Genomic DNA, 19515 nt, shown 5'->3' on the forward strand with positions numbered 1-19515 from the left:
GGCCCGGGGGGCGGCGGCCCGGCCCGGGGCCGCCGCTCGGCCGGTGGTGGGGCGCGGGTTCAGGCGTCGGCCGGGCTGTCAGCCCAGCGCGCGGTCCAGACTGAAGGCCGCGCTGATGAGCGCGAGATGGGTGAACGCCTGGGGGAAGTTGCCCTGTTGCTCGCCGGTCTGACTGATCTCCTCGGCGTACAGGCCCAGATGGTTGGCGTACGTCAGCATCTTCTCGAACGCCAGCCGCGCTTCGTCCACCCGGCCGGCCCGCACCATCGCCTCCACGTACCAGAAGGAGCAGATGGAGAACGTGCCCTCGTCGCCGCGCAACCCGTCGGGGCTGGCGAGCGGGTCGTAGCGGTAGACCAGCGAGTCGGAGACCAGGTCGTTGGTGAGCGCGTCGAGGGTGGACAGCCACTTGGGGTCGGTGGGTGCGATGAACTTGCTGAGCGGCATCATCAGCACGGCCGCGTCCAGGACGTCGCTGCCCTCGTACTGCACGAAGGCCTGGCGGGCCTCGGACCAGCCCCGGCTGTGGATGCGCCGGTAGATCGTGTCACGGCGCTGCTGCCAGCGGGCCAGGTCGGCGGGCAGACCGCGCCGGTTGGCCATCCGGATGGCCCGTTCGATCGCCACCCAGCACATCAGCCGCGAGTACAGGAAGTTCTTGCGGCCGCCGCGCGTCTCCCAGACGCCCTCGTCGGGCTGGTCCCAGTGCTCGCAGACCCAGTCGACCAGCGCGCACACGTCGTCCCACTGCTCGCTGGAAATGGGCTCCGCCCACTTGTCGTAGAGATAGATGGAGTCGATCAGCGCGCCGTAGATGTCGAGTTGGAGCTGATCGGCGGCCGCGTTGCCGACACGCACCGGCGAGGAGCAGCAGTGGCCCTCCAGATGGGGCAGTTCACGCTCCGGCAGGTCGGTGCGGCCGTCGATGCCGTACATGATCTGAAGCGGGCCGGAAGGCTTGCCGTCGCCCGGAGTGATGTGCCGGGTCACGAACTTCATGAACGCCTCGGCCTCGCCGGTGAAGCCCAGCCGCAGCAGCGCGTACACGCAGAAGGCCGCGTCGCGCACCCATACGTAGCGGTAGTCCCAGTTGCGTTCGCCGCCCAGCTGCTCGGGCAGACTGGTGGTCGGCGCGGCCACGATCGCGCCCGTGGGGGCGTAGGTGAGCAGCTTCAGGGTGAGCGCGGAGCGATGCACCATCTCCCGCCAGCGGCCCCGGTACTTGGAGGCGGACAGCCAGTGCCGCCAGTACGCCACCGTGGCGGTGAACTGCTCCTCCGCCTCCATCCGGGGGCACCGGCGCGGTGCCACCTCGCCGCCGAGCTGGTCGAGCGCGAACACCGCCGACTCGCCCTCGGAGAGCTTGAAATCCGCCCGTGCGTCCGCCCCGTCGGCCTCCAGGACCACCGTGGCGGTCAGGCCGAGGGAGAGCTTCGCGGACTCGAACACGGCCACGTCGCCGTCCAGGCGCAGGGTGTGCGGCGAGGAGCCGTACTCGAAGCGTGGTGCCACCCGGACCCGGAAGGGGAGCGAGCCGCGTACGCACAGCACACGCCGGATCAGCCGGTGGCGGTCGGCGTCGCGGCCGGTGGCGCAGGTGACCGGCATGAAGTCCTGTACCTCGCCGACGCCGTCCTCGGTGAAGAACCGGGTGATCAGGACGTTGGTGTCGGGGAAGTAGAACTGCTTGGTCCGGGCCGGTACGGTCGCCGCCAGTTCGAAGGAGCCGCCGCGCTCGGCGTCCAGGACGGCGCCGAAGACGCTGGGCGCGTCGAAGGAGGGGCAGCAGTACCAGTCGATCGTGCCGTTCGATCCCACCAGCGCCACGCTGCGCAGGTCGCCGATCAGCCCGTGATCGGCGATGGGCACGTATCCCGCGCCCGTGGGCATGTCCTGGTCGAACGACGTCTCCGTCATCACAGCCTCCCTGGGCCGGCCCGCACCACGCGGCTTCCAGCTTAGGCCGAACCCGGTCGGGGAGGGCTGGGAAACCCGCGCGGTCGGGCGTGCCGTCCGACGACGGCGACCGGCGGGGGCGGGGGCGGGCGTACGGTCCGGCCACGGCGACCGGCCGGATGAGGCGTATCGTCCGGCGACGGCGACGGCAACGGCGACGGCAACGGCGACGGCGACGGCGACGGCAACAGCGACGGCGACCGGCCCGGTCAGGTATGTCGTCCGGCGACCGCGACCGGCGCGGTCAGACGACGAGGACCCGGATCCCCGCCTCCTCGAACCGCCGCACCGCGTCGGTGTCGGCCGCGGTGTCCGTGACCAGGGTGTCCACCGACCCGGCCGCGCAGATCCGGGCGAACGCCCGACGGCCCAGCTTGCTGGAGTCCGCGGCGACGATCACCCGCTCGGCCCGCTCGCACAGCAGCCGGTTGACGGCGGCCTCCGCCTCGTCGTGGGCGGCGGCGCCATGGGTGAGGTCGAAGGACACGACCCCGAGGACCGTCACATCCAGCGTGATCTGACCCAGCACGCCGTCCGCGAGCGGCCCGACCAGCTCGTACGACTGCGCCCGGGCGACCCCGCCGGTCACCACGATCTTGAACTGCGGCCGTACGGCCAGTTCGTTCGCGATGTTGAGCGCGTTCGTCACCACGGTCAGCGCGGGAGAGCCGGAGGCGAGGTCGCCCCGTACGGCCAGGGCCCGTGCCACCTCGGTCGTGGTCGTGCCGCCGGTGAGTCCGACCGCCTCGCCGGGAGCGACCAGCTCGGCCACGGCCTTGGCGACCCGCTGCTTCTCGGAGGCGTGGCGGGCGGTCTTGTAGCGCAGCGGCAGCTCGTACGACACCCCGTGCACCAGCGCCCCGCCCCGGGTGCGGACGAGCATCTGCTGCTCGGCGAGCTGGTCGAAGTCGCGGCGGATCGTGGCGGACGAGACGTCCAGGTCGGCGGCGGCCTCCTCGACGTCCAGCCGACCGCGCTCGACGAGCAGCTCCAGCAGCGCCTTCCAGCGCGCGTCGCGCGACATCCGCACCTCTCCGTTCGTCCACGGCACTCGATGTGCGTCCACGGCATTCGATCTCCCGGCGACCCTAGCGCAGCTTGGTTGGCGCCGAATGCTTGAAGATGTTCGAAAGTGCGCTATATCTTGCAAGAATAATCAGCCTGGATGCTGATTCTCCGGGGAGGGGCACGGCGTGAGCCATGTCGAGGAGGAACTGGACAGCCAGCCGGAGTGCTGGACCCGTGCGGCAGCCCAGGCGCCGGAACACCGCGCGGTACTGCCGGCGCCGGGGGAGCGGGTCGCGCTCGTCGGCTGCGGCACCTCGTACTTCATGGCCCAGGCGGTGGCCGGGCTGCGCGAGGCGGCGGGCCAGGGGGAGACGGACGCCTTCGCGGCCTCGGAGTTCCCGCACGGGCGAAGCTACGACCGGGTCGTCGCCCTCACCCGCTCGGGCACCACCACCGAGGTGCTGGAACTGCTGGCGCGGCTGCGGGGTCGTACCCGCACCGTCGCGCTCACCGCCGATCCCGGCACGCCCGTGACGGCCGTCGCCGACGATCTGGTCGTGCTCGACTACGCCGACGAGCGCTCCGTCGTCCAGACCCGCTTCGCCACCACGGCCCTCACCCTGCTGCGCGCCCACCTCGGGCTGCACGGTGCTGCGGCGGTCGCCGACGCCCGTACCGCGCTCGCCGTCGAGCTGCCCCAAGGGCTCGTCGACTGCGCCCAGTTCACCTTCCTGGGCCGTGGCTGGACGGTCGGCCTGGCGAACGAGGCCGGACTGAAGATGCGCGAGGCCGCACTGTCGTGGGCGGAGGCCTATCCGGCGATGGAGTACCGGCACGGCCCCATCAGCGTCACCACCGCGGGCACCGCCACCTGGATGTTCGGCGAGGCGCCGGAGGGGCTGGCCGAGCAGGTGGGCGCCACCGGCGGCCGGTGGGTGCGGGGCGATCTCGACCCGCTCGCCGAACTGGTCCGGGCCCAGCGGCTCGCCGTCGCGGTCGCCGAGGCCCGCGGCCTCGACCCGGACCGCCCGCGTCACCTCACCCGCTCGGTGATCCTCGACCCGCGGCACGGCTGATCCTCTCCGGGGTCCTCCGTTCCGCCCGCCTCCTCCGCTCTCCCTCGATCTCCCTGATCGCCCTGAAAGTGATTCCCCGATCGCCCTGACAGCCGTGATCGCCCAGAAAGGAAGGGCCGTGCCCCTCACGACCACCGGCGAACTCGTCGCCCGAGCCGCCGCGAGCCGCTCCGCCATCGCCGCCTTCAACATCATCACGCTGGAGCACGTCGAGGCCGTCATCGCCGGCGCCGAGACGGCCGGATCGCCCGTCGTTCTCCAAGTCAGCGAGAACGCCGTCAGGTTCCGCTACGGCCGGCTGCTCCCGCTCGCCCGCGCGGCGGTGGCCGCCGCCGAACGCGCCACCGTGCCCGTCGCGTTGCACCTCGACCATGTCCAGAGCGACGCCCTGCTGCGCCAGGCACCGGCCGCCGGCTTCAGCTCGGTGATGTACGACGCCGCCCGCCTGCCGTATCAGGAGAACCTTGCCGCGACCCGGGCCGCCGCCGACTGGGCACACGCCCAAGGGCTGTGGATCGAGGCGGAGTTGGGGGAGGTCGGCGGCAAGGACGGAGCACCGCCGCTCGACCCCCACGCACCCGGCGCCCGCACCGACCCCGCCGGGGCCCGCGCCTTCGTGACGGAGGCCGGCGTCGACGCCCTGGCCGTGGCCATCGGCAGCTCCCACGCGATGACCACCCGCACCGCCGTCCTCGACCACGCCCTCCTCGCCCGTCTCTCCGGCGCCGTCGGCGTCCCCCTCGTCCTGCACGGCTCCTCCGGGGTCCCGGACGGCGAACTGACCGCGGCGGTCGGCGGAGGCATCACCAAGGTCAACGTCGGCACCGCTCTCAACATCGCCATGACCTGCGCGATCAGGGACTTCCTCGCCGCGCACCCGGAGGCGGTCGACTCGCGCAGATACCTCGCCGTGGGCCGGGCGGCGATGGCGGAGGCCGTGACCCGGATCATCAAGGTGCTGAGCTGACCGGCCACGGCCGGTTCACCCGCGCTTGACCGCCTTGAGCACCACGAACTTCGGGTCCCCGGCCACCGGTCGGCTGTTGCCGAACAGCCGCCGCAGCTTGACGTGGTAGCCCAGGTGCCGGTTGCCGATCACCCACAGCTCGCCGCCCGGCCGCAGCACCCGGTGCGCCCCGGCGAACATCCGCCAGGCCGTCGCGTCGGTCGTCGCCTGATGGGAGTGGAACGGCGGGTTGTTGAGGACGACGTCGACACTGCCGTCCGGCACGCCGTCCAGACCGTCCCCGACCCGGAACTCGGCGTGCCCAGGCACCCCGTTCGCCTTGTACGTCGCCTCGGCCGAGGCGACGGCCTGGAACGACTCGTCGACGAACAGCACTTCGGCGTCCGGTTCGGCCAGCGCCACCGCCGTGCCGACGACACCGTTGCCGCAGCCCAGGTCCACCACCTGCCGGGCTCCCCGGAAGTCGGGCAGATGCCGCAGGAAGAAACGGGTGCCGATGTCGAGCCGGTCGGCGCAGAAGACGCCCGCGTGGTTGACGACCGTGCGTCCGGAGACGGCGCCGATGCCGTCCGGGAGCGTGTACGCGTACGGCCATGGATGGGCCGGCCGCTTCAGCGTCGGGTCGGGCTCGCAGAAGATGAGACGGGCCTTCTGCTCGGCCAGCGAGGTGCGGGTCGGTCCGAGGATCCGCTCGAACAGCCGGAGCGTCGAGGTGTGGATCTCCTTCACCATGCCGGTGCCGACCACGACCGTGTTCGCGTGCACCGCGGGCGCCAGCCGCAGCAGCTGGTCCTCCAGCAGCGCCAGGCTCTTCGGCACCCGCACCAGGAGCACGTCGATCCGCTCCGGCGGAGCGTCCTGGGTGGTCAGCAGCCGTACGGCCCCGGTCTCCACGCCGTTGCGGGCGAGGTTGGCCCGTGTCGCCTCCTGTGCGAGGAACGAGTCGGTGATCTGCGTCGGCCGGTGCGCCGCCAGCGCGGTCACCAGGGCACCCCAGCGGTCGCCCACGACCACGACCGCGCCGGTCGGCGACACCGGCTGCTCGGCCAGGTACCGCAGGAGATACGCGTCGGAGGCGTCCCAGGCCCGCAACTGATCGCGCGGGTCCTCGGGGAAGCGGGCCAGCCGGAGCTCGCCCCAGGGAGTCGTCATACGGTCGTTCATCGTGCGTCAAGGCTAGCGGAGTCGCAGTTCAGGGCCTGTGCCACGACCCGGTGCGGGAGGATGGGGCCATGGACGCCGAACTGTTCCCCCGGGACCGTACGGAACTCGCGCCTGGCGCGGTCCATGTGCCGGACTGGCTCGACGCCGGGGAACAGCGGGAACTGCTCGAAGCCTGCCGGGAGTGGGCACGCCCGCCGGCCGGGCTGCGCACGGTGGTCACGCCGGGCGGCGGGACCATGACGGCCCGGCAGGTCTGTCTGGGCTGGCACTGGTATCCGTACGCCTACGCCCGCGCGGTCGTCGACGGGGACGGCGCGCCGGTGAAGCCGTTCCCCGCCTGGCTGGGCGAGCTGGGCCGACGCGCGGTGCACGACGCGCTCGGCCCCGAGTCGGCGACGGCGCCGGGCACGACGGCGGCGTACGACATCGCGCTGATCAATTTCTACGACGGCGACGCCCGGATGGGCATGCACCGTGACGCCGACGAGCGGTCCGAGGCTCCCGTGGTGTCCCTGAGCCTCGGCGACACCTGCGTCTTCCGCTTCGGCAACACGGAGACGCGGGCGCGTCCGTACCGGGACGTCGAACTGCGCAGCGGCGATCTGTTCGTGTTCGGCGGGCCGTCCCGGCTTGCCTACCACGGGGTGCCGCGGGTCCTCCCGGGTACGGCCCCGGCCCGGCTGGGGCTGACCGGACGGCTGAACATCACCCTGAGGGTGAGCGGGCTGCGGTGAGCCGCGCCGAGCCGGATGGAGCGGTGGGCCGCGCCGAGCCGGATGGAGCGGTGGGCCGCGCAACGTCGGCTGGAGCGGCGGGCCGTGCCACGCCTCGTGAACCCGACGTGGGCATGCCGACACGGCCGCGGCCGCCGGCCGCCGAGCGGATCATGGGAGACTCGCTCTCATGAGCGGCAAGGCGGAGCCCCGGCAGGCAGGGGAAGGGACCACCTCACGGACACGGCTGGACCGGGGGCGCGGTGCGCTCGGGCCCGCGCTGGAGCTGGTGCACACCGGGCGCGCGCCGACCCGGGCCGTGCTGACCGCCGAACTGGGCGTCACCCGTGCCACGGCGGGCGCCGTCGCCGTGGAGCTGGAGGCACTCGGCCTGATCAGGGTCGACGCCCGGCCCGCCGCTGCCGGATCGCAGGGCCGGCCCTCGCACCGGCTCGAACTCGCCGAGGACGGGCCCGTGGCGCTGGCCGCTCAGGTGCACGCCGACGGGTTCCGGGCCGCGCTGGTCGGACTCGGCGGCCGCATCGTCGCGACCGCGCCCGGTTGCGAGGCCGTCGACGCCGATCCCGCGAAGGTGCTCGGCTCAGTCGTGGACGTGGGCGCCGAGCTGCTGCGGCAGACCGGGCGGCGGTGCGTGGGCGCCGGGCTCGCCGTGCCGTCCGCGGTCGCCGAACCCGAGGGCCTGGCCCTGAATCCGCTGCACCTGGCCTGGCCCGCGGGGGCGCCCGTACGGGAGATCTTCGCCGAGCAGGTGCACGCCGCGGGCATCACAGGACCGGCGTTCGCGGGCAACGACATCAACCTCGCCGCGCTCGCCGAGCACCGGCACGGCGCCGGACGCGGGGCCCGTGACCTGCTCTGCGTGGCCACCGGGCACCGGGGTGTCGGCGGTGCTCTGGTGCTCGACGGGCGGCTGCACATCGGCAGTTCGGGCCTGGCCCTGGAGGTCGGCCACCTCACCGTCAATCCCGAGGGCGGCCACCCCTGTTACTGCGGCAGCCGCGGCTGCCTCGACGTGGAGACGGACCCGTTGGCCCTGCTCACGGCGGCGGGCCGGGCGCCGGGTCCCGAGGAGTCCCTGCTGAAGCAGGCCGACGACCTGATCCGCGACGAGTACGCCGACCCGGCGGTCCGCACCGCCGTCGAGGCACTGATCGACCGGCTGGGCCTCGGACTCGCCGGCCTGGTGAACATCCTCAACCCCGACCGCATCATCCTCGGCGGTCTGCACCGCACCCTCATCGACGCCGACCCGGACCGGCTGCGCGCGGTGGTCGCCGACCGCAGCCTGTGGGGCCGCAGCGGGGGCGTGCCCATCCTGGCCTGCTCACTGGACCACAACAGCCTGGTGGGAGCCGCGGAACTGGCGTGGCAGCCGGTCCTCGACGACCCGCTGGGCGCGCTGACCGCCCACGCGTAGGCGTATGCGCACGTGTGGGCGTACGCCTGCACGGGCACGGCCGTCGCGCTAGAGCACCGCCCCGCCGTCGATCACCAGATCCGTGCCCACCACCGAAGCGGCCGCGTCCGAGGCCAGGTACAGCACGGCCTGGGCCACCTCCTCGGTCGAGGAGACCCGGCCGAGCGGGGACAGTTCCTTCATCCGTGCCGCGCGATCCGCCGGCGACTCGCCGGGCCGCAGCGACATGGCGGTGTCGGACGGACCGGGGCTGACCGCGTTGATGCGGACGCCGTCCGCGATGTGGTCGAGCGCGGCGCCGCGGGTGAGGGCCGAGACGGCGGCCTTGGACGCTCCGTAGGCGGTGAGCCCGCGCGCCTGCTTGTGCGGGCCCAGGTTGGAGGAGACGTTGACGATCGTGCCGCCGCCCGGCTGGCTGCGCATCTGCCGGATCTCGGCCCGCAGGGCGAGGAAGACGCCCGTGACGTTGACGTCGAGCAGGGTCTGCCAGTCCTCCTCGGGCACGTCCGCCACCGGCCCGGCGCCGCGGAAGATCCCCGCGTTGTTGACCGCGACGTCGAGCGAGCCGAAGCGGGCCACGGTCTCCCGGACCAGTGCGTCGACGTCACCGGCCCTGGTCACGTCGGCGACGAGGGCGAGCGCCTCGCCGCCGGCCGCCGCCGCGAGCGCGACGGTCTCGTCGAGCGCCGTCCGTCCGCGCCCGGCCACGACGACCCGGGCCCCCTCGGCGGCGAACGCCAGGGCGACGGCCCGTCCGATGCCGGATCCGCCTCCGGTGACCAGGGCGGTGCGGCCGGTGAAACGGGCGAAGCGAGTGCCGGACATGGTGTGACGTTCCCTTCGTGTCGGATCCCGGAGGGCCTCTATGACGGACCTCGGAGGACCTATTTTTTTCAACCGTTCATTCCAGAATGGCGAGTGCCTGTTCCGCGGCCTCCCGGACCCGTGCCGGGTCGGCCGAGACCTTGCCGACCACCCGCAGCCCCTGCATGAGGACGAGCAGCATGCGGGCCAGCGTCCGGGGTTCGCGGTGCGGGGGCAGCTCGCCCTGGGCCTGGGCGCGGACCAGTGCCGAGTGCAGCAGGGTCTCCAGGTGCTCCCAGCTCAGCTCCACGCGCCGGGCGGCCGCGGCGTCGTGCGGGGCCAGTTCGGCCGCCGTGTTGGTGATGAAGCAACCGCGCGCACGACTGTCGTCGGCGGCGGCCTCCGCCGCGAACCGCCGTACCACCGCGCGGACGGCCGGCAGTGCCGGACCGGGCTGGGACAACTCGCGCAGCAGCAGCGGATCGCGTGTCTCGCCGTACCGCTCCAGCGCCTTCAGATACAGGTCGTGCTTGTTGCCGTAGGTGGCGTAGATGCTCGCGCGGCCGATGCCGAGCCGCTCCACCAGGTCGGCCATGGAGGTCGCCTCGTACCCTCGCCGCCAGAACAGTTCGAGGGCTGCGTCGAGAGTGGCGTCCGGATCGAATTCCTTGCTCCTGGCCATGACCGGACGCTAGAACAATGCAGAACGATCGGTCAAGTATGGCGGGTCCGGAGTCAGCTCAGCGCCACTCCACTCCGAAGGCCCGGCCGGGGTTCTCCGTCAGGACGCGGTCCACCAGCTCCTCGCCCAGGGCCGCCGCCAGCCGTGGCCGCACACGGCGCAGCAGATACGGCATACCGGGACCGCCGTCCACCGAGCGGGCGGCCGCCGTCGTGGTGTCCCCGCCGAGCAGCAGCCGGTCGCCGTGTCCTGCGTCGGCGAGCGCGCGCACCGTGTCGGGCATCCGCCAGTCGGTGGCATGGTGGGCGCGCGAGGGTCCGTCGAACGCCAGATAGCAGCCCGAAGCGGCGGCCTGGCGGTGCAGCGTGCCGTCGGGGAAACGGTTCAGGTGCCCGAGGATCACCCGGTGCGGCGGCACGCCCGCCTCGCCGCACAGCAGGTCGAGCACGTCCAGCGCGCCGGTGCCGAGTTCGAGGTGCACGGCGATGGGCGTCCCGGTCGCATGGTGGGCCTCGGCCGCCGCGATCATGGTCCAGCGGGCGTGCGCGTCGAGCGCGTGGAAGCCGCCGGCCACCTTGATCAGTCCGGCGCGCACCCCCGACGTGCCGATGCCCGAGGTCAGTTCGGCGACGAAGACGTCGGCGAGGCGGCCGCGCAGCCCGTCGAGCAGCGCGCCGTCGTAGTGCGCCGCCTGGTGCAGTCCCGTCGCGGCCACCACGTGCACCCCGGTCTCCCGGGACAGCGCCGGCAGATCGGCCGCGCGGCGGCCCAGACCGTACGGCGTCCACTGCACGACGCCGCCGCCGCCCTGCGCACGGAACGCGGCCAGCTCCGCCCGTGCCGCGGACGCGCTGCTCAGCTCCTGCCCGGGCAGCAGGGGGCTGCCGAAGAACAGGTGGTCGTGCGCGTCGCACACCCCGAGGCGCTCGGGCGGCACGTCCCCCAGCACCGTACGGACCGTGCTCACCACTGTCCGCCCCGCGGCAGCGCGTCCCGCCCCGGCGCCGACAGATGCAGCACCTCGAACACCTCGCCGTCCGTCTCGGGCGTGTCGTGCTCCCAGAGGGAGAAGTGGACCGACTCCCAGCGGCCGGTGTCCACGGCCGCCGCCGCGAGCACCGCGCCGTCCTTGCGGGCCAGCCGCCCGACCTCGTCCACCGTCCGGCCCATGAGGGCGGACAGCTCCACCCCGTCCGGCAGCGGTCTGCGGTCGCGGACGGCGAACCGGGCGGGCGCCGCGGCGGCCGTGCCCACCTCGTGGGCGACTCCCGTCCACTGCCGCACCACGGGCCGCCCGAAGTCGTCGCACAGCCCCTGGAACGGGCCTCCCCACAGGAAGGCGTTCATGCCCCGCACGGTGTTCCAGAGGTAGAACGGCGCGTACTGGTTGACCGGCGACGCGCGCACCCCGCGCTCCCGCAGCAGGTAGGCCTTGATGCCGAGGCCCGCCCAGTCGTCCAGCGCATGACCGACGCGGGCCACGCGCGCGCGGACGATGTCCGTGTCGTAGTCGGCGGGCAGGGTGACCTCGTACTGCATGGCGTGCATCGAATGCCTCCTCAGGCGGGCAGGTCCCGCGGGTCGACGTGCGCTTCCCACGCGACGGTCGTGCCGTCCTCGGCGGCCTCGACGACCGCGAGATGCGTCATGAAGGTGTGCGGTCCCGCACCGTGCCAGTGCCGCTCGCCCGGCTCGATCCACACCGTGTCGCCCGCCCGGATCGGCTCCACGGGGCCGCCCTCGCGCTGCACCCGGCCCTCGCCCTCCATGACGTGCAGGACCTGTCCGTGGGGATGGCGGTGCCAGGCGGTGTGTGCGCCCGGTGCGAAGTGCACGTTGAACAGGTGCAGCCGGGACGGGGGGCCGGGGGCCGCGATCTCGTCGAGCCAGACCGTGCCGGTGAAGTTCTCCGCCGGACCCTGTCTGGTGCCGGGACGCTGTCGGGTGATGCGCATGCGCGTGTGCTCCTAACGGGGGGAGAGCAGGGAGAGCAGTCCCCGGACGCCGGTGTCGAAGGCGGCCGGCGAACCGGAGGCGCGGGCCAGGACGTAACCGCCCTGGACGGTCGCGAGGATCGTCGCCGCGATCTCCTCGCCGTCGAGTCCGGGCGGGAACTGGCCCTGCTCCACCCCCTCCTCGACGACCCTGGCGAGCTGTGCGCGGACGCGGCCGAGCGTCTCGTCGACCGGGGCGCGCAGCGCCTCGTCGGCGACGATGTCGGGGTCCATGGTCAGCCGCCCGATCGGGCAGCCGCGCAGCACGTCGCGCTCGCGCAGGAGATACGCCCGGATGCGCTCGTACGGAGTGCCCGGACCGTCGAGGAGGGCGCCGGTGGTGGCCAGCAGCTCCTCGGCCGTGCGCCGGATGGCGGCCAGGGCGAGGTCCTGCTTGCCCTTGAAGTGGTGGTACATGCTGCCCTGCCCGGCGCCCGCGCGCTCCAGGATCGCCTTGGGGCTGGTGCCCACGTAGCCGCGCTCCCAGAGCAGGTCCCGGGTGGATTCGATCAGTCGTTCCGAGGTGCTCATGCCGACACTGTACATACTAGTAGTTACAGAAATCTCGGAGACCGGGAAGCGGCCGGGAAACGACCGGGAACCGGTGGGGAAGCGGCCTGGGGAACGGTCGGGGGAGCGGCTGGGGAGCAGCAGCGGACCGTCCGCGTACTCCCGGCGCGGTACGCGCACTGCCGCTGGCCGTACGACGACTCGGACCCCCCTCGGGGGTGATTCTCGGGACATCACCGAGAAACCGTCCACCGCCTCACCGAGGAGATGACCCGAGATGACCACCCTGGCCGACTGGCACGGCGGACCCGGCCCCTGGATCCTGTTCTTTCCGCTGATCTGGGCGGCGGTCGTGGCCGGCGCCTTCACCTTCCTGCGCCGCACCGCCCGGCGCGGCCGCCGCGGACCGTGGCAGGCGCTCGGCGACCCCCGTCCGTCCGGTGACTCGCCCGTCGCGATCCTCGGCCGCCGCTTCGCCTCGGGCGAGATCGACGAGGACGAGTACTGGCGCCGACTGTCCGTCCTCGACGAGCAGTTCGGGCGTACGGACAAGCGTGGTGCGGCATGACGACGACCACCACAACGTGGGCGGCCGAGGGCTCGCCGACGTGGTGAAGGACCACGGCGACGGCGAGGCGGCCGTACGGGCCCTGGAAGCGGTGGGCGTCGATCCAGCCTGCTGGGGCGACCTGATCGGCTTCCTGGTCTGGGCGTTCGACCTGGGCCCGGCGCCGACAGCGGCGGAGGGCGGCACGCGGCCGCAGGATCACGCGGACGGCAGTCGCGAAAGCGTGCGGAGGCCGACGGGTGAGGCCTGACGACGGGCGACACCGCCCGCCGCGCCTTCGCCGACGGCATGCGGCGGACCCGTACGGTCCGCGCGGTCCACGACCGGTCCGGACTCGCCCGGGGTGGGTCACCTCCGGTTCGTCCCGGCCCTCCGGTCCGCCCGGAGTGCCGGACGGATCCGGTGGTGGGTCACCGCCCGGTCACCGCCCGGTCAGCCGACAACGGCCGACCGGGCGGGAGTGTGGGCGGGCCTGAGGCCGTCGGTCGTGACCTCGACCTCCGTGAACAGGTGCGCGGGTTTGTCCGCGACCGTACGGCGGGCCGGTCGGGCCGGCGCGGAGACGGTCGTGGGGAGCGTGAACCAGACGACCTTGCCGGACTCGCCGTCCGGCCGGACGCCCCAGCTCTCGCTCACCGCGGCCACCATGGCGAGCCCGCGTCCGCAGGTGGCCAGGGGTTCCGCGTCGTCGACCACCGGGAGCCGGGGGTCGTGGTCGCGCACCGAGACGGTCAGCCGGTCGACCACCAGCTCCATCTCCACGGTGCACGTCTTGTCGGGCTGGGCATGCCGGTGGACGTTGGTCAAAAGCTCCGTCACACCGAGCGCGGCCCGGTCGATGAGAGGGTCCATATGCCAGTAGCGCAACTGCGCCGATACGATTCTGCGGACCTGGCCGATCCGCGACGGCAGGGCTTGGAGCTCCACCGTGCAGTGCCTGCTCGGGTGACTGACCACGGCTGCGACTCCCCGACGTGAGGTCCGGAAGAACACGAAGTTCGGATCCAGCAGGACGTGGGGTGAAGCTGCCGCCTGCTGTCATGTCCGGCGGGCTGGTTCGCAGCGTTATCGCCGGTAAACCCAGAGTGACGTGAGAACAGCGTGACCCAGTGGGGTCCGTGCCGCAACTCGCGACTCAGCCACCCCGTCCGGCGGCCCGGCGTACGGCCTCGATGAACCGTTGTGCCGCGGGCGGCCCCGGCTCGCCGGGAGCGGGGTCGCGGTCACTCAGGGTCAGCTGATACCGGTTGCCGTTGAGGTCGGCCAGGGCGCGGTCCTGCGCCGCGAACCAGGGCTTCGACGCCCGCACCGCCTGCACCGGCGCACTGTCGATCTCGCTGCCGTAACTCGTGAGCAACTCCAGCCTGCCGCCGCTGATCCGAACCTGTCCGGCCCGGGTGAGCGAACGCAGTCGTCTGCCGATCCGCACGCCCGTCGCCGTGAACTCCGGCTCCGCCATGCCGCTCCGCCCCCTTGTGCGCGTGGGTGCGCCGGACCGCGCTGCCTTGCGGGTGATCCGACCTGTGGCGTGATCCAGCCCGTCTCCGCGATCCAGTCTGCGCCCTCGTCCGGGGCCCTCGCCCCGCCCGCTGAAGTCTGCCCGCGTACCGCGGCGAGCACCAGTGCGTACGACGTCTGAGCAGCGCGCACCCGGAGCACTCGCGCGAATGCGCCCCCAGATCTGCGCCAGGTCGGCCTCCGGGTCGGTTCCGCAGGCGTCCTTTGGGCCGCTCAAAGATGTGTTTATGCAGGTGGGAAGTGGTGCGGAGGGTGCTTATGATCGAGGCGTCGGGCGCGCGAGGCGCCGTCGGCGCGAAGCGTTAGGAGCACCGCCGTGACCACCCCTCAGCAGACCCGGACCGGCGAGACCCTCGATGTCGACCGCAGTGACGCCGCCTATCGCGACTGGCTGAAAGAGGCGGTCCGCAAGGTTCAGGCGGACGCGAATCGCTCGGCCGACACGCATCTGCTGCGTTTTCCGCTGCCCGAGTCCTGGGGCATCGACCTCTATCTGAAGGACGAGTCGACGCACCCCACCGGCAGCCTCAAGCACCGCCTGGCCCGCTCGTTGTTCCTGTACGGCCTGTGCAATGGCTGGATCCGGCCGGGCCGTCCGGTGATCGAGGCGTCCAGCGGCTCGACGGCCGTCTCCGAGGCGTACTTCGCGAACCTGATCGGCGTGCCGTTCATCGCGGTCATGCCGCGCACGACGAGCGCCGAGAAGTGCCGCCTGATCGAGTTCCACGGCGGCCGGTGCCACTTCGTCGACGACTCGCGCCGGATGTACGAGGAGTCGGCCCGTCTCGCGGCGGAGACCGGCGGGCACTACATGGACCAGTTCACCTACGCCGAGCGGGCCACGGACTGGCGCGGCAACAACAACATCGCCGAATCGATCTTCCGTCAGCTGGAGCTGGAGCGGTTCCCGGAACCGGCGTGGATCGTCGCCACGGCCGGCACCGGCGGTACCTCCGCGACCCTCGCCCGCTATGTCCACTACACCCAGCGCGACACCCGCATCTGTGTCGCCGATCCGGAGAACTCCTGTTTCTTCGAGGGCTGGACCACCGGGGACCAGGACGTCACCTGCGACCGCGGTTCGCGTATCGAGGGCATCGGCCGTCCCCGTATGGAACCGAGCTTCGTGCCCGGCGCCGTGGACCGCATGATGAAGGTCCCCGACGCGGCGAGCGTCGCCGCCGTGCGTGCCCTGGAGAAGGTCATCGGCCGCAAGGCGGGCGGCTCCACCGGGACCGGGCTGTGGAGCGCCCTGAAGATCGTCGCGGAGATGGCGGTGGAGGGGCGCCGGGGGAGTGTGGTGACGCTGCTGTGCGACCCCGGGGACCGTTATCTCGACAAGTACTACGCGGACGAGTGGTTGGCCGAACAGGGCCTGGACATCGCGCCGTACACGGCGGCGATCGAGTCCCTGCTGAAGACGGGCGTCTGGCCGCACTGATCTCCCGCGGCCGACCGGCCACGTCACATCGGCCACGCCACGCCGACCACGTCACATCGGCCGCGTCACATCAGCCACGTCACTTCGGCCACGTCACACCGGCTGCCGGGCGATGCCGCGACGCCGGGCCGCGACACCGGGCCTGGACGCCGGGCCTGGACGCCGGGGTGCGACGCCGGGACGGTCCGAACGAGAGGCCCTACGCGGCCAACCGCCGGTCCAGTGTCCCCACCGCGTCCCGGAAGGCCTTCCCGAGTCCCGGCCGGGCCAGCCGCAGTACGAGCCGGAACGCCGGGTTGCCGTCCGCGGCGAACGTCCACTGCACACGGGTGCCGGTGCCCACCGGGGTCAGCCGCCACTCCTCGACCAGGGCCCGGACGCCCGGCGCGTTGGCCGTGTCCACCCGGTAGGCGTAGACCTCGGGCCCCTCGGCCGCGAGCACCGTCTCCCGGAAGCGCCCGCCGCCCCGGAGCCGGATCTCCCGTCCCGCCCCGCCGTCGGTCGGCCGGGCGAGCGTCACCGCCGGGAACCACTCGGCCCAGCCGGGCACGTCCTCGGCGAGCGCCTTGAACACTTGCTCGGGAGCGGCGGTGATGTCGCGGGTGAAGACCAGACGCAGGGGCGCGGTCTCGACGTGGTCGAGCCCCACCGGGCGCAGACGGCGAGCCATCGACGGGCCCTCCTTGTCGACGGTCAGAAGGCAGCGGGTGGCCGAACGGGCAGCCACCTTAGCTGGCGTACCGTCAGATGTCTGCATCCTCGTCGGGTTCGTCCGGCTCGCCGGCCACCACCAGACGCCGCACATGCTCCGCGATCTCCGTGCGGACCCGGGACGGCAGCCCCGCGTCGGTCACCCAGGTGTCCACCTGGTCCAGCGCCGCGAACGAACTCAGGCCCACCGTGCCCCACTTGGTGTGGTCGGCGACCACGACGACCCGCCGTGCCGACTGCACCAGACGCCGGTTGGTCTCGGCCTCCGCCAGGTTCGGCGTCGACAGGCCGGCCTCGACCGATATCCCGTGCACACCGAGGAACAGCACGTCGAAGTGGAGCGCCGCGATCGCCTGGTCGGCCACCGGCCCCACGAGCGAGTCCGACGGTGTGCGCACCCCGCCGGTCAGCACCACCGTCGCCGTACCCTGCCGCTGGCCCGAGGTGCGCTGCGCCACGTGGAAGACGTCCGCCACCCGCACCGAGTTCGTCACCACCGTGAGGTCGGGCACGTCCACCAGGCGGTGCGCCAGCGCGTACGTCGTCGTACCGCCCGAGAGCGCGATCGCCGAGCCGGGCGCCACCAACTCGGCGGCGGCGCGCGCGATGTCTTCCTTGGCGTTCAGCTCCAGGCCCGACTTGGCCTCGAAGCCCGGCTCGTGCGTGCTCGCCTCGACCACCGGTACGGCGCCGCCGTGCACCTTTTCCACGACGCCCTGCCGGGACAGCGCGTCCAGGTCACGGCGCACCGTCATGTCCGACACGCCCAACTTGCGGGTCAGTTCGTTGACCCGGACCCCGCCACGGCGCCGGACCTCGTCAAGGATCAGGGCGCGCCGCTGCTCCGCGAGGAGGTTCTGATTCTCACTCACGTACGCTCCGGTCCTTTCGCCTAGGCCGTCCGACAGGCCCGCATACCTGTTCCGACAAGGACATTCTTCCCGTCCACGATGCGCGGGCGTCCCATCCTCGCATGTGGGACCCGGGGGCGCGCCACCACCCGTACCGACGCGCGCATGCCATCCAGAGGCGCGGGGCCGCCCCACTTGTCACGCGTATCGGGGAGATTCGGCGACAGCGGGTGTACGACGCCTCCGGAGCGGAGATCCTTGAGGCCGCACGGAGAACCACGGAGAGCTGCCGACGGTGCGTCACGGGGGAGGTGCGAACAGTGGAGCGTGCACGGGGGACAACACCGGACCGTCCGCGGGAGCGCGCACCGGAACCCGCCCTGGAACTCCTGGTCCACGGGGTCGGCGGGGCCACGCCCGAGAAGATGCTGAACGACCCGCGCACCGTGCGGATCACCGGCGACGACACGGCGGCCGTGTACCGGCGGGCCGAGGACGTCGACGCCGAGCGCGGCCCCGGCGACCGCCGCTCCGGCCCGGTGCCCGAGGCCTACGTGTGGTCCAACCTCACCTCCGGCGACGGCACTCGCGCGCTGTGGCTGTTGCTGCTGCCGTTCATGGTGGTCAACCTCGCCCACTGGATGCGCCCCGGCGCCCGGGGCCGCCCGCGCGCGGTGCGCCTGTACGGGCTGCTGGTGCGCCTCGCCGCACTGACCCTGACCGTGCTGCTGGTCGCGGCTGTCTGCGAGGTCGCCCTCGACCTCACGGCCTGGCAGTGCGCGGGCACCCCCGCCTGCGCCGCACGCCACTCCTGGCTGGGCTTCCTCGCCGCCGCCGGCCCGCACGACGGCTGGTGGAGCCGCCCCGGCCGCAGACTCGCCCTCGCCGCCGTCCTCCCGGCCGTCCTCACCGCCCTGCTCTGGTACCTCTCCCACCGCACCTGGAGCGCGTACGAGTCCCAGCAGCCCCTCGTCCACGCCGCCGGACCCGAGCCCCGCGCCGACCGCACCGCACTGGGCCGACCCGGCTTCTGGTACGGACGCAGGCTGGTGGCCCGGCTGCGCGCGGCGCACACCGCCGCCGGTCTGCTCACGGTCGCCGCGGCGGTGGCCGCTCCGGCCGCCCGCTTCGACCGGCGGCCGGGCGGACCGGCCGCCCTGGACACGCTCGGCCGGCTCCTGGAAGCGGCCCTCGTGGCCGCGGCGGTCGGCGTGGTCTGGGTCGTCTGCCGCCGGGGCCGCAGCGAGCACCGCCTCGACCGGGCGCTGGACGGGCACCTCGTGCACCGGCTCCCGCCCGCCGCCCTCGCCCTGCTCCTGCTCCTGCTCAGCCTGGTGTACGCCGGCTGGGAACGCCCGCACTGGCGCTCGCACGGGCGGCTGGCCGGCGACGCGACCTTCGGTACCCTCGCCCTCGCCCAGGGCCTGATCGTCCTCGCGCTCGCCGCGGTCGCCCACGTCCTGTACCGCAGCGACCCCGCCCCGCGCACGGTGCTGCGCGGCCTGGCCGGACCCGCCGTCGCGCTGCTGGCCTGCGCCCTCGGCGGGGTGATGTCCGGCGGCGTGTCCCAACGGGTCGCCGACTGGCTGGACGGCACCAAGACGTCGATCCCCGGACCGCCGGTCCTGCTGACCTGGCAGGCGTCCGTCATCCCCGCACTGCTCGCGGTCCTGCTCGTGCTGTGCGGCGGGCTGGGACACGCCGTCTGGCGGCTGCGCCGGGCCGAACGGGCGGCCGTCGACCGCGACTACCCCGCGGAGACCAAGGACCCGGCCCGCACCCGCCGGATCGCCGGCGCCCGCGCGCTGGCCTCCCTCACCGACCGGGGCCCCCTCGTGATCGCCGTCACCGCGGGCACCACCCTGCTGCTGGGTACCGCGGCCCTCGTCGGCGCCTTGAGCACGGGTCGGACCCCGGCGGGCGCCGCCGACGGCACACCCGCCTTGCTGCACGGCGCCGCCGACGCCGCGCAGGCACTGGGCTCCTGGCTGATCGGACTGGGCTTCATCGTCTTCGTGACCTGGGGCCGACGCGCCTACAAGGACGCCACCGCCCGGCGCACCATCGGCATCCTGTGGGACGTCGGCACGTTCTGGCCGCGCGCCGCCCACCCC

At 73.0% G+C, this 19515-nt stretch carries 21 protein-coding genes; 8 read left to right on the forward strand and 13 right to left on the reverse strand.

Annotation, left to right across the window (positions count from 1 at the left end):
- Nucleotides 1-78: 78 nt before the first annotated feature.
- Both FNH09_RS32985 and FNH09_RS32990 read right to left on the reverse strand, forming a co-directional pair.
- Entirely contained in the window at nt 79-1917 is a 1839-nt protein-coding gene (locus FNH09_RS32985; RefSeq protein ID WP_238427251.1) for a glycoside hydrolase family 15 protein, read from the reverse strand.
- A gap of 283 nt (nt 1918-2200) precedes the next feature.
- Nucleotides 2201-2980 (reverse strand): DeoR/GlpR family DNA-binding transcription regulator, encoded by a 780-nt coding sequence (locus FNH09_RS32990; protein WP_152893587.1) that lies wholly within the window; start codon nt 2978-2980, stop codon nt 2201-2203.
- Nucleotides 2981-3149: 169 nt separating this feature from the next.
- Here FNH09_RS32990 and FNH09_RS32995 point away from each other — a divergent pair, with 169 nt between their 5' ends.
- Together FNH09_RS32995 and FNH09_RS33000 are read left to right on the forward strand one after the other, a co-directional pair.
- Nucleotides 3150-4040 carry an SIS domain-containing protein gene (locus tag FNH09_RS32995; protein WP_162469449.1) on the forward strand — a complete coding sequence of 297 codons (891 nt, stop codon included), beginning with the start codon at nt 3150-3152 and terminating at the stop codon, nt 4038-4040.
- A 118-nt stretch (nt 4041-4158) separates the two neighbouring features.
- The gene (locus FNH09_RS33000; protein ID WP_162469450.1) at nt 4159-5007 is read left to right on the forward strand and encodes a ketose-bisphosphate aldolase; all 849 of its coding nucleotides are present in this window, start codon (nt 4159-4161) and stop codon (nt 5005-5007) included.
- 15 nt (nt 5008-5022) lie between these two features.
- Here FNH09_RS33000 and FNH09_RS33005 read toward each other — a convergent pair whose 3' ends face one another.
- Entirely contained in the window at nt 5023-6159 is a 1137-nt protein-coding gene (locus tag FNH09_RS33005; protein ID WP_152893589.1) for a methyltransferase, read from the reverse strand.
- An 80-nt stretch (nt 6160-6239) separates the two neighbouring features.
- Here FNH09_RS33005 and FNH09_RS33010 point away from each other — a divergent pair, with 80 nt between their 5' ends.
- Together FNH09_RS33010 and FNH09_RS33015 are read left to right on the forward strand one after the other, a co-directional pair.
- Nucleotides 6240-6905: an alpha-ketoglutarate-dependent dioxygenase AlkB family protein gene (locus FNH09_RS33010; protein WP_152893575.1), complete on the forward strand. Its 666-nt coding sequence runs from the start codon at nt 6240-6242 to the stop codon at nt 6903-6905.
- A gap of 169 nt (nt 6906-7074) precedes the next feature.
- Nucleotides 7075-8322, forward strand: a complete 1248-nt coding sequence (locus tag FNH09_RS33015; RefSeq protein WP_152893576.1) for an ROK family protein — start codon at nt 7075-7077, stop codon at nt 8320-8322.
- Between the two features lie 48 nt (nt 8323-8370).
- Here FNH09_RS33015 and FNH09_RS33020 read toward each other — a convergent pair whose 3' ends face one another.
- The 6 genes from FNH09_RS33020 to FNH09_RS33045 all read right to left on the reverse strand — a co-directional run bounded on the left by FNH09_RS33020 (nt 8371) and on the right by FNH09_RS33045 (nt 12348).
- Nucleotides 8371-9147: an SDR family NAD(P)-dependent oxidoreductase gene (locus FNH09_RS33020; RefSeq protein WP_152893577.1), complete on the reverse strand. Its 777-nt coding sequence runs from the start codon at nt 9145-9147 to the stop codon at nt 8371-8373.
- Between the two features lie 76 nt (nt 9148-9223).
- Entirely contained in the window at nt 9224-9808 is a 585-nt protein-coding gene (locus tag FNH09_RS33025; RefSeq protein ID WP_152893578.1) for a TetR/AcrR family transcriptional regulator, read from the reverse strand.
- Between the two features lie 58 nt (nt 9809-9866).
- A complete protein-coding gene (locus tag FNH09_RS33030) occupies nt 9867-10775 on the reverse strand; it encodes a phosphotriesterase family protein (RefSeq protein WP_162469451.1) in 909 nt (302 codons plus the stop codon).
- Nucleotides 10772-11356: a DUF4865 family protein gene (locus FNH09_RS33035; protein ID WP_152893579.1), complete on the reverse strand. Its 585-nt coding sequence runs from the start codon at nt 11354-11356 to the stop codon at nt 10772-10774. Before FNH09_RS33035 ends, FNH09_RS33030 begins: the two co-directional genes overlap by 4 nt.
- An 11-nt stretch (nt 11357-11367) precedes the next feature.
- Nucleotides 11368-11763, reverse strand: a complete 396-nt coding sequence (locus tag FNH09_RS33040) for a (R)-mandelonitrile lyase (protein WP_152893580.1) — start codon at nt 11761-11763, stop codon at nt 11368-11370.
- A 12-nt stretch (nt 11764-11775) separates the two neighbouring features.
- Nucleotides 11776-12348 (reverse strand): TetR/AcrR family transcriptional regulator, encoded by a 573-nt coding sequence (locus tag FNH09_RS33045; RefSeq protein ID WP_152893581.1) that lies wholly within the window; start codon nt 12346-12348, stop codon nt 11776-11778.
- A gap of 241 nt (nt 12349-12589) precedes the next feature.
- On the opposite strand from FNH09_RS33045, the gene FNH09_RS33050 reads away from it, so the two are divergent.
- Nucleotides 12590-12880, forward strand: coding sequence for an SHOCT domain-containing protein (locus tag FNH09_RS33050; protein WP_152893582.1), 291 nt, complete (start codon nt 12590-12592; stop codon nt 12878-12880).
- Nucleotides 12870-13130, forward strand: coding sequence for a hypothetical protein (locus FNH09_RS33055; protein WP_152893583.1), 261 nt, complete (start codon nt 12870-12872; stop codon nt 13128-13130). Before FNH09_RS33050 ends, FNH09_RS33055 begins: the two co-directional genes overlap by 11 nt.
- A gap of 182 nt (nt 13131-13312) precedes the next feature.
- Here the strand turns inward: FNH09_RS33055 and FNH09_RS33060 are convergent, their stop codons facing one another.
- Together FNH09_RS33060 and FNH09_RS33065 are read right to left on the reverse strand one after the other, a co-directional pair.
- Nucleotides 13313-13837, reverse strand: a complete 525-nt coding sequence (locus tag FNH09_RS33060; RefSeq protein WP_338017752.1) for an ATP-binding protein — start codon at nt 13835-13837, stop codon at nt 13313-13315.
- 178 nt (nt 13838-14015) lie between these two features.
- Nucleotides 14016-14339, reverse strand: coding sequence for a hypothetical protein (locus tag FNH09_RS33065; protein ID WP_152893584.1), 324 nt, complete (start codon nt 14337-14339; stop codon nt 14016-14018).
- Nucleotides 14340-14714: 375 nt separating this feature from the next.
- Between FNH09_RS33065 and cds1 the strand changes: the two genes are divergently transcribed.
- Entirely contained in the window at nt 14715-15839 is a 1125-nt protein-coding gene (gene cds1 / locus FNH09_RS33070) for an L-cysteine desulfhydrase Cds1 (RefSeq protein ID WP_162469452.1), read from the forward strand.
- 199 nt (nt 15840-16038) lie between these two features.
- Here cds1 and FNH09_RS33075 read toward each other — a convergent pair whose 3' ends face one another.
- The gene (locus FNH09_RS33075) at nt 16039-16509 is read right to left on the reverse strand and encodes an SRPBCC family protein (RefSeq protein WP_152893585.1); all 471 of its coding nucleotides are present in this window, start codon (nt 16507-16509) and stop codon (nt 16039-16041) included.
- Nucleotides 16510-16582: 73 nt separating this feature from the next.
- Nucleotides 16583-17422, reverse strand: coding sequence for a DeoR family transcriptional regulator (locus tag FNH09_RS33080; RefSeq protein ID WP_162469453.1), 840 nt, complete (start codon nt 17420-17422; stop codon nt 16583-16585).
- Between the two features lie 299 nt (nt 17423-17721).
- Between FNH09_RS33080 and FNH09_RS33085 the strand changes: the two genes are divergently transcribed.
- On the forward strand, nt 17722-19515 hold a 1794-nt coding region (locus FNH09_RS33085), incomplete at its 3' end, for a hypothetical protein (protein WP_162469454.1).

Origin of the sequence: Streptomyces adustus (assembly GCF_009377175.1) — a bacterium.
Taxonomy (GTDB): domain Bacteria; phylum Actinomycetota; class Actinomycetes; order Streptomycetales; family Streptomycetaceae; genus Streptomyces; species Streptomyces adustus.

What these genes read in the sequence shown, in the direction of transcription:
- FNH09_RS32985 (WP_238427251.1), bottom strand. Translation starts at nt 1,917, where the DNA reads ATGACGGAGACGTCGTTCGACCAGGACATGCCCACGGGCGCGGGATAC.
- FNH09_RS32990 (WP_152893587.1), bottom strand. Translation starts at nt 2,980, where the DNA reads ATGTCGCGCGACGCGCGCTGGAAGGCGCTGCTGGAGCTGCTCGTCGAG.
- FNH09_RS33005 (WP_152893589.1), bottom strand. Translation starts at nt 6,159, where the DNA reads ATGACGACTCCCTGGGGCGAGCTCCGGCTGGCCCGCTTCCCCGAGGAC.
- FNH09_RS33010 (WP_152893575.1), top strand. Translation starts at nt 6,240, where the DNA reads ATGGACGCCGAACTGTTCCCCCGGGACCGTACGGAACTCGCGCCTGGC.
- FNH09_RS33015 (WP_152893576.1), top strand. Translation starts at nt 7,075, where the DNA reads ATGAGCGGCAAGGCGGAGCCCCGGCAGGCAGGGGAAGGGACCACCTCA.
- FNH09_RS33020 (WP_152893577.1), bottom strand. Translation starts at nt 9,147, where the DNA reads ATGTCCGGCACTCGCTTCGCCCGTTTCACCGGCCGCACCGCCCTGGTC.
- FNH09_RS33025 (WP_152893578.1), bottom strand. Translation starts at nt 9,808, where the DNA reads ATGGCCAGGAGCAAGGAATTCGATCCGGACGCCACTCTCGACGCAGCC.
- FNH09_RS33035 (WP_152893579.1), bottom strand. Translation starts at nt 11,356, where the DNA reads ATGCACGCCATGCAGTACGAGGTCACCCTGCCCGCCGACTACGACACG.
- FNH09_RS33040 (WP_152893580.1), bottom strand. Translation starts at nt 11,763, where the DNA reads ATGCGCATCACCCGACAGCGTCCCGGCACCAGACAGGGTCCGGCGGAG.
- FNH09_RS33045 (WP_152893581.1), bottom strand. Translation starts at nt 12,348, where the DNA reads ATGTACAGTGTCGGCATGAGCACCTCGGAACGACTGATCGAATCCACC.
- FNH09_RS33050 (WP_152893582.1), top strand. Translation starts at nt 12,590, where the DNA reads ATGACCACCCTGGCCGACTGGCACGGCGGACCCGGCCCCTGGATCCTG.
- FNH09_RS33065 (WP_152893584.1), bottom strand. Translation starts at nt 14,339, where the DNA reads ATGGCGGAGCCGGAGTTCACGGCGACGGGCGTGCGGATCGGCAGACGA.
- FNH09_RS33075 (WP_152893585.1), bottom strand. Translation starts at nt 16,509, where the DNA reads ATGGCTCGCCGTCTGCGCCCGGTGGGGCTCGACCACGTCGAGACCGCG.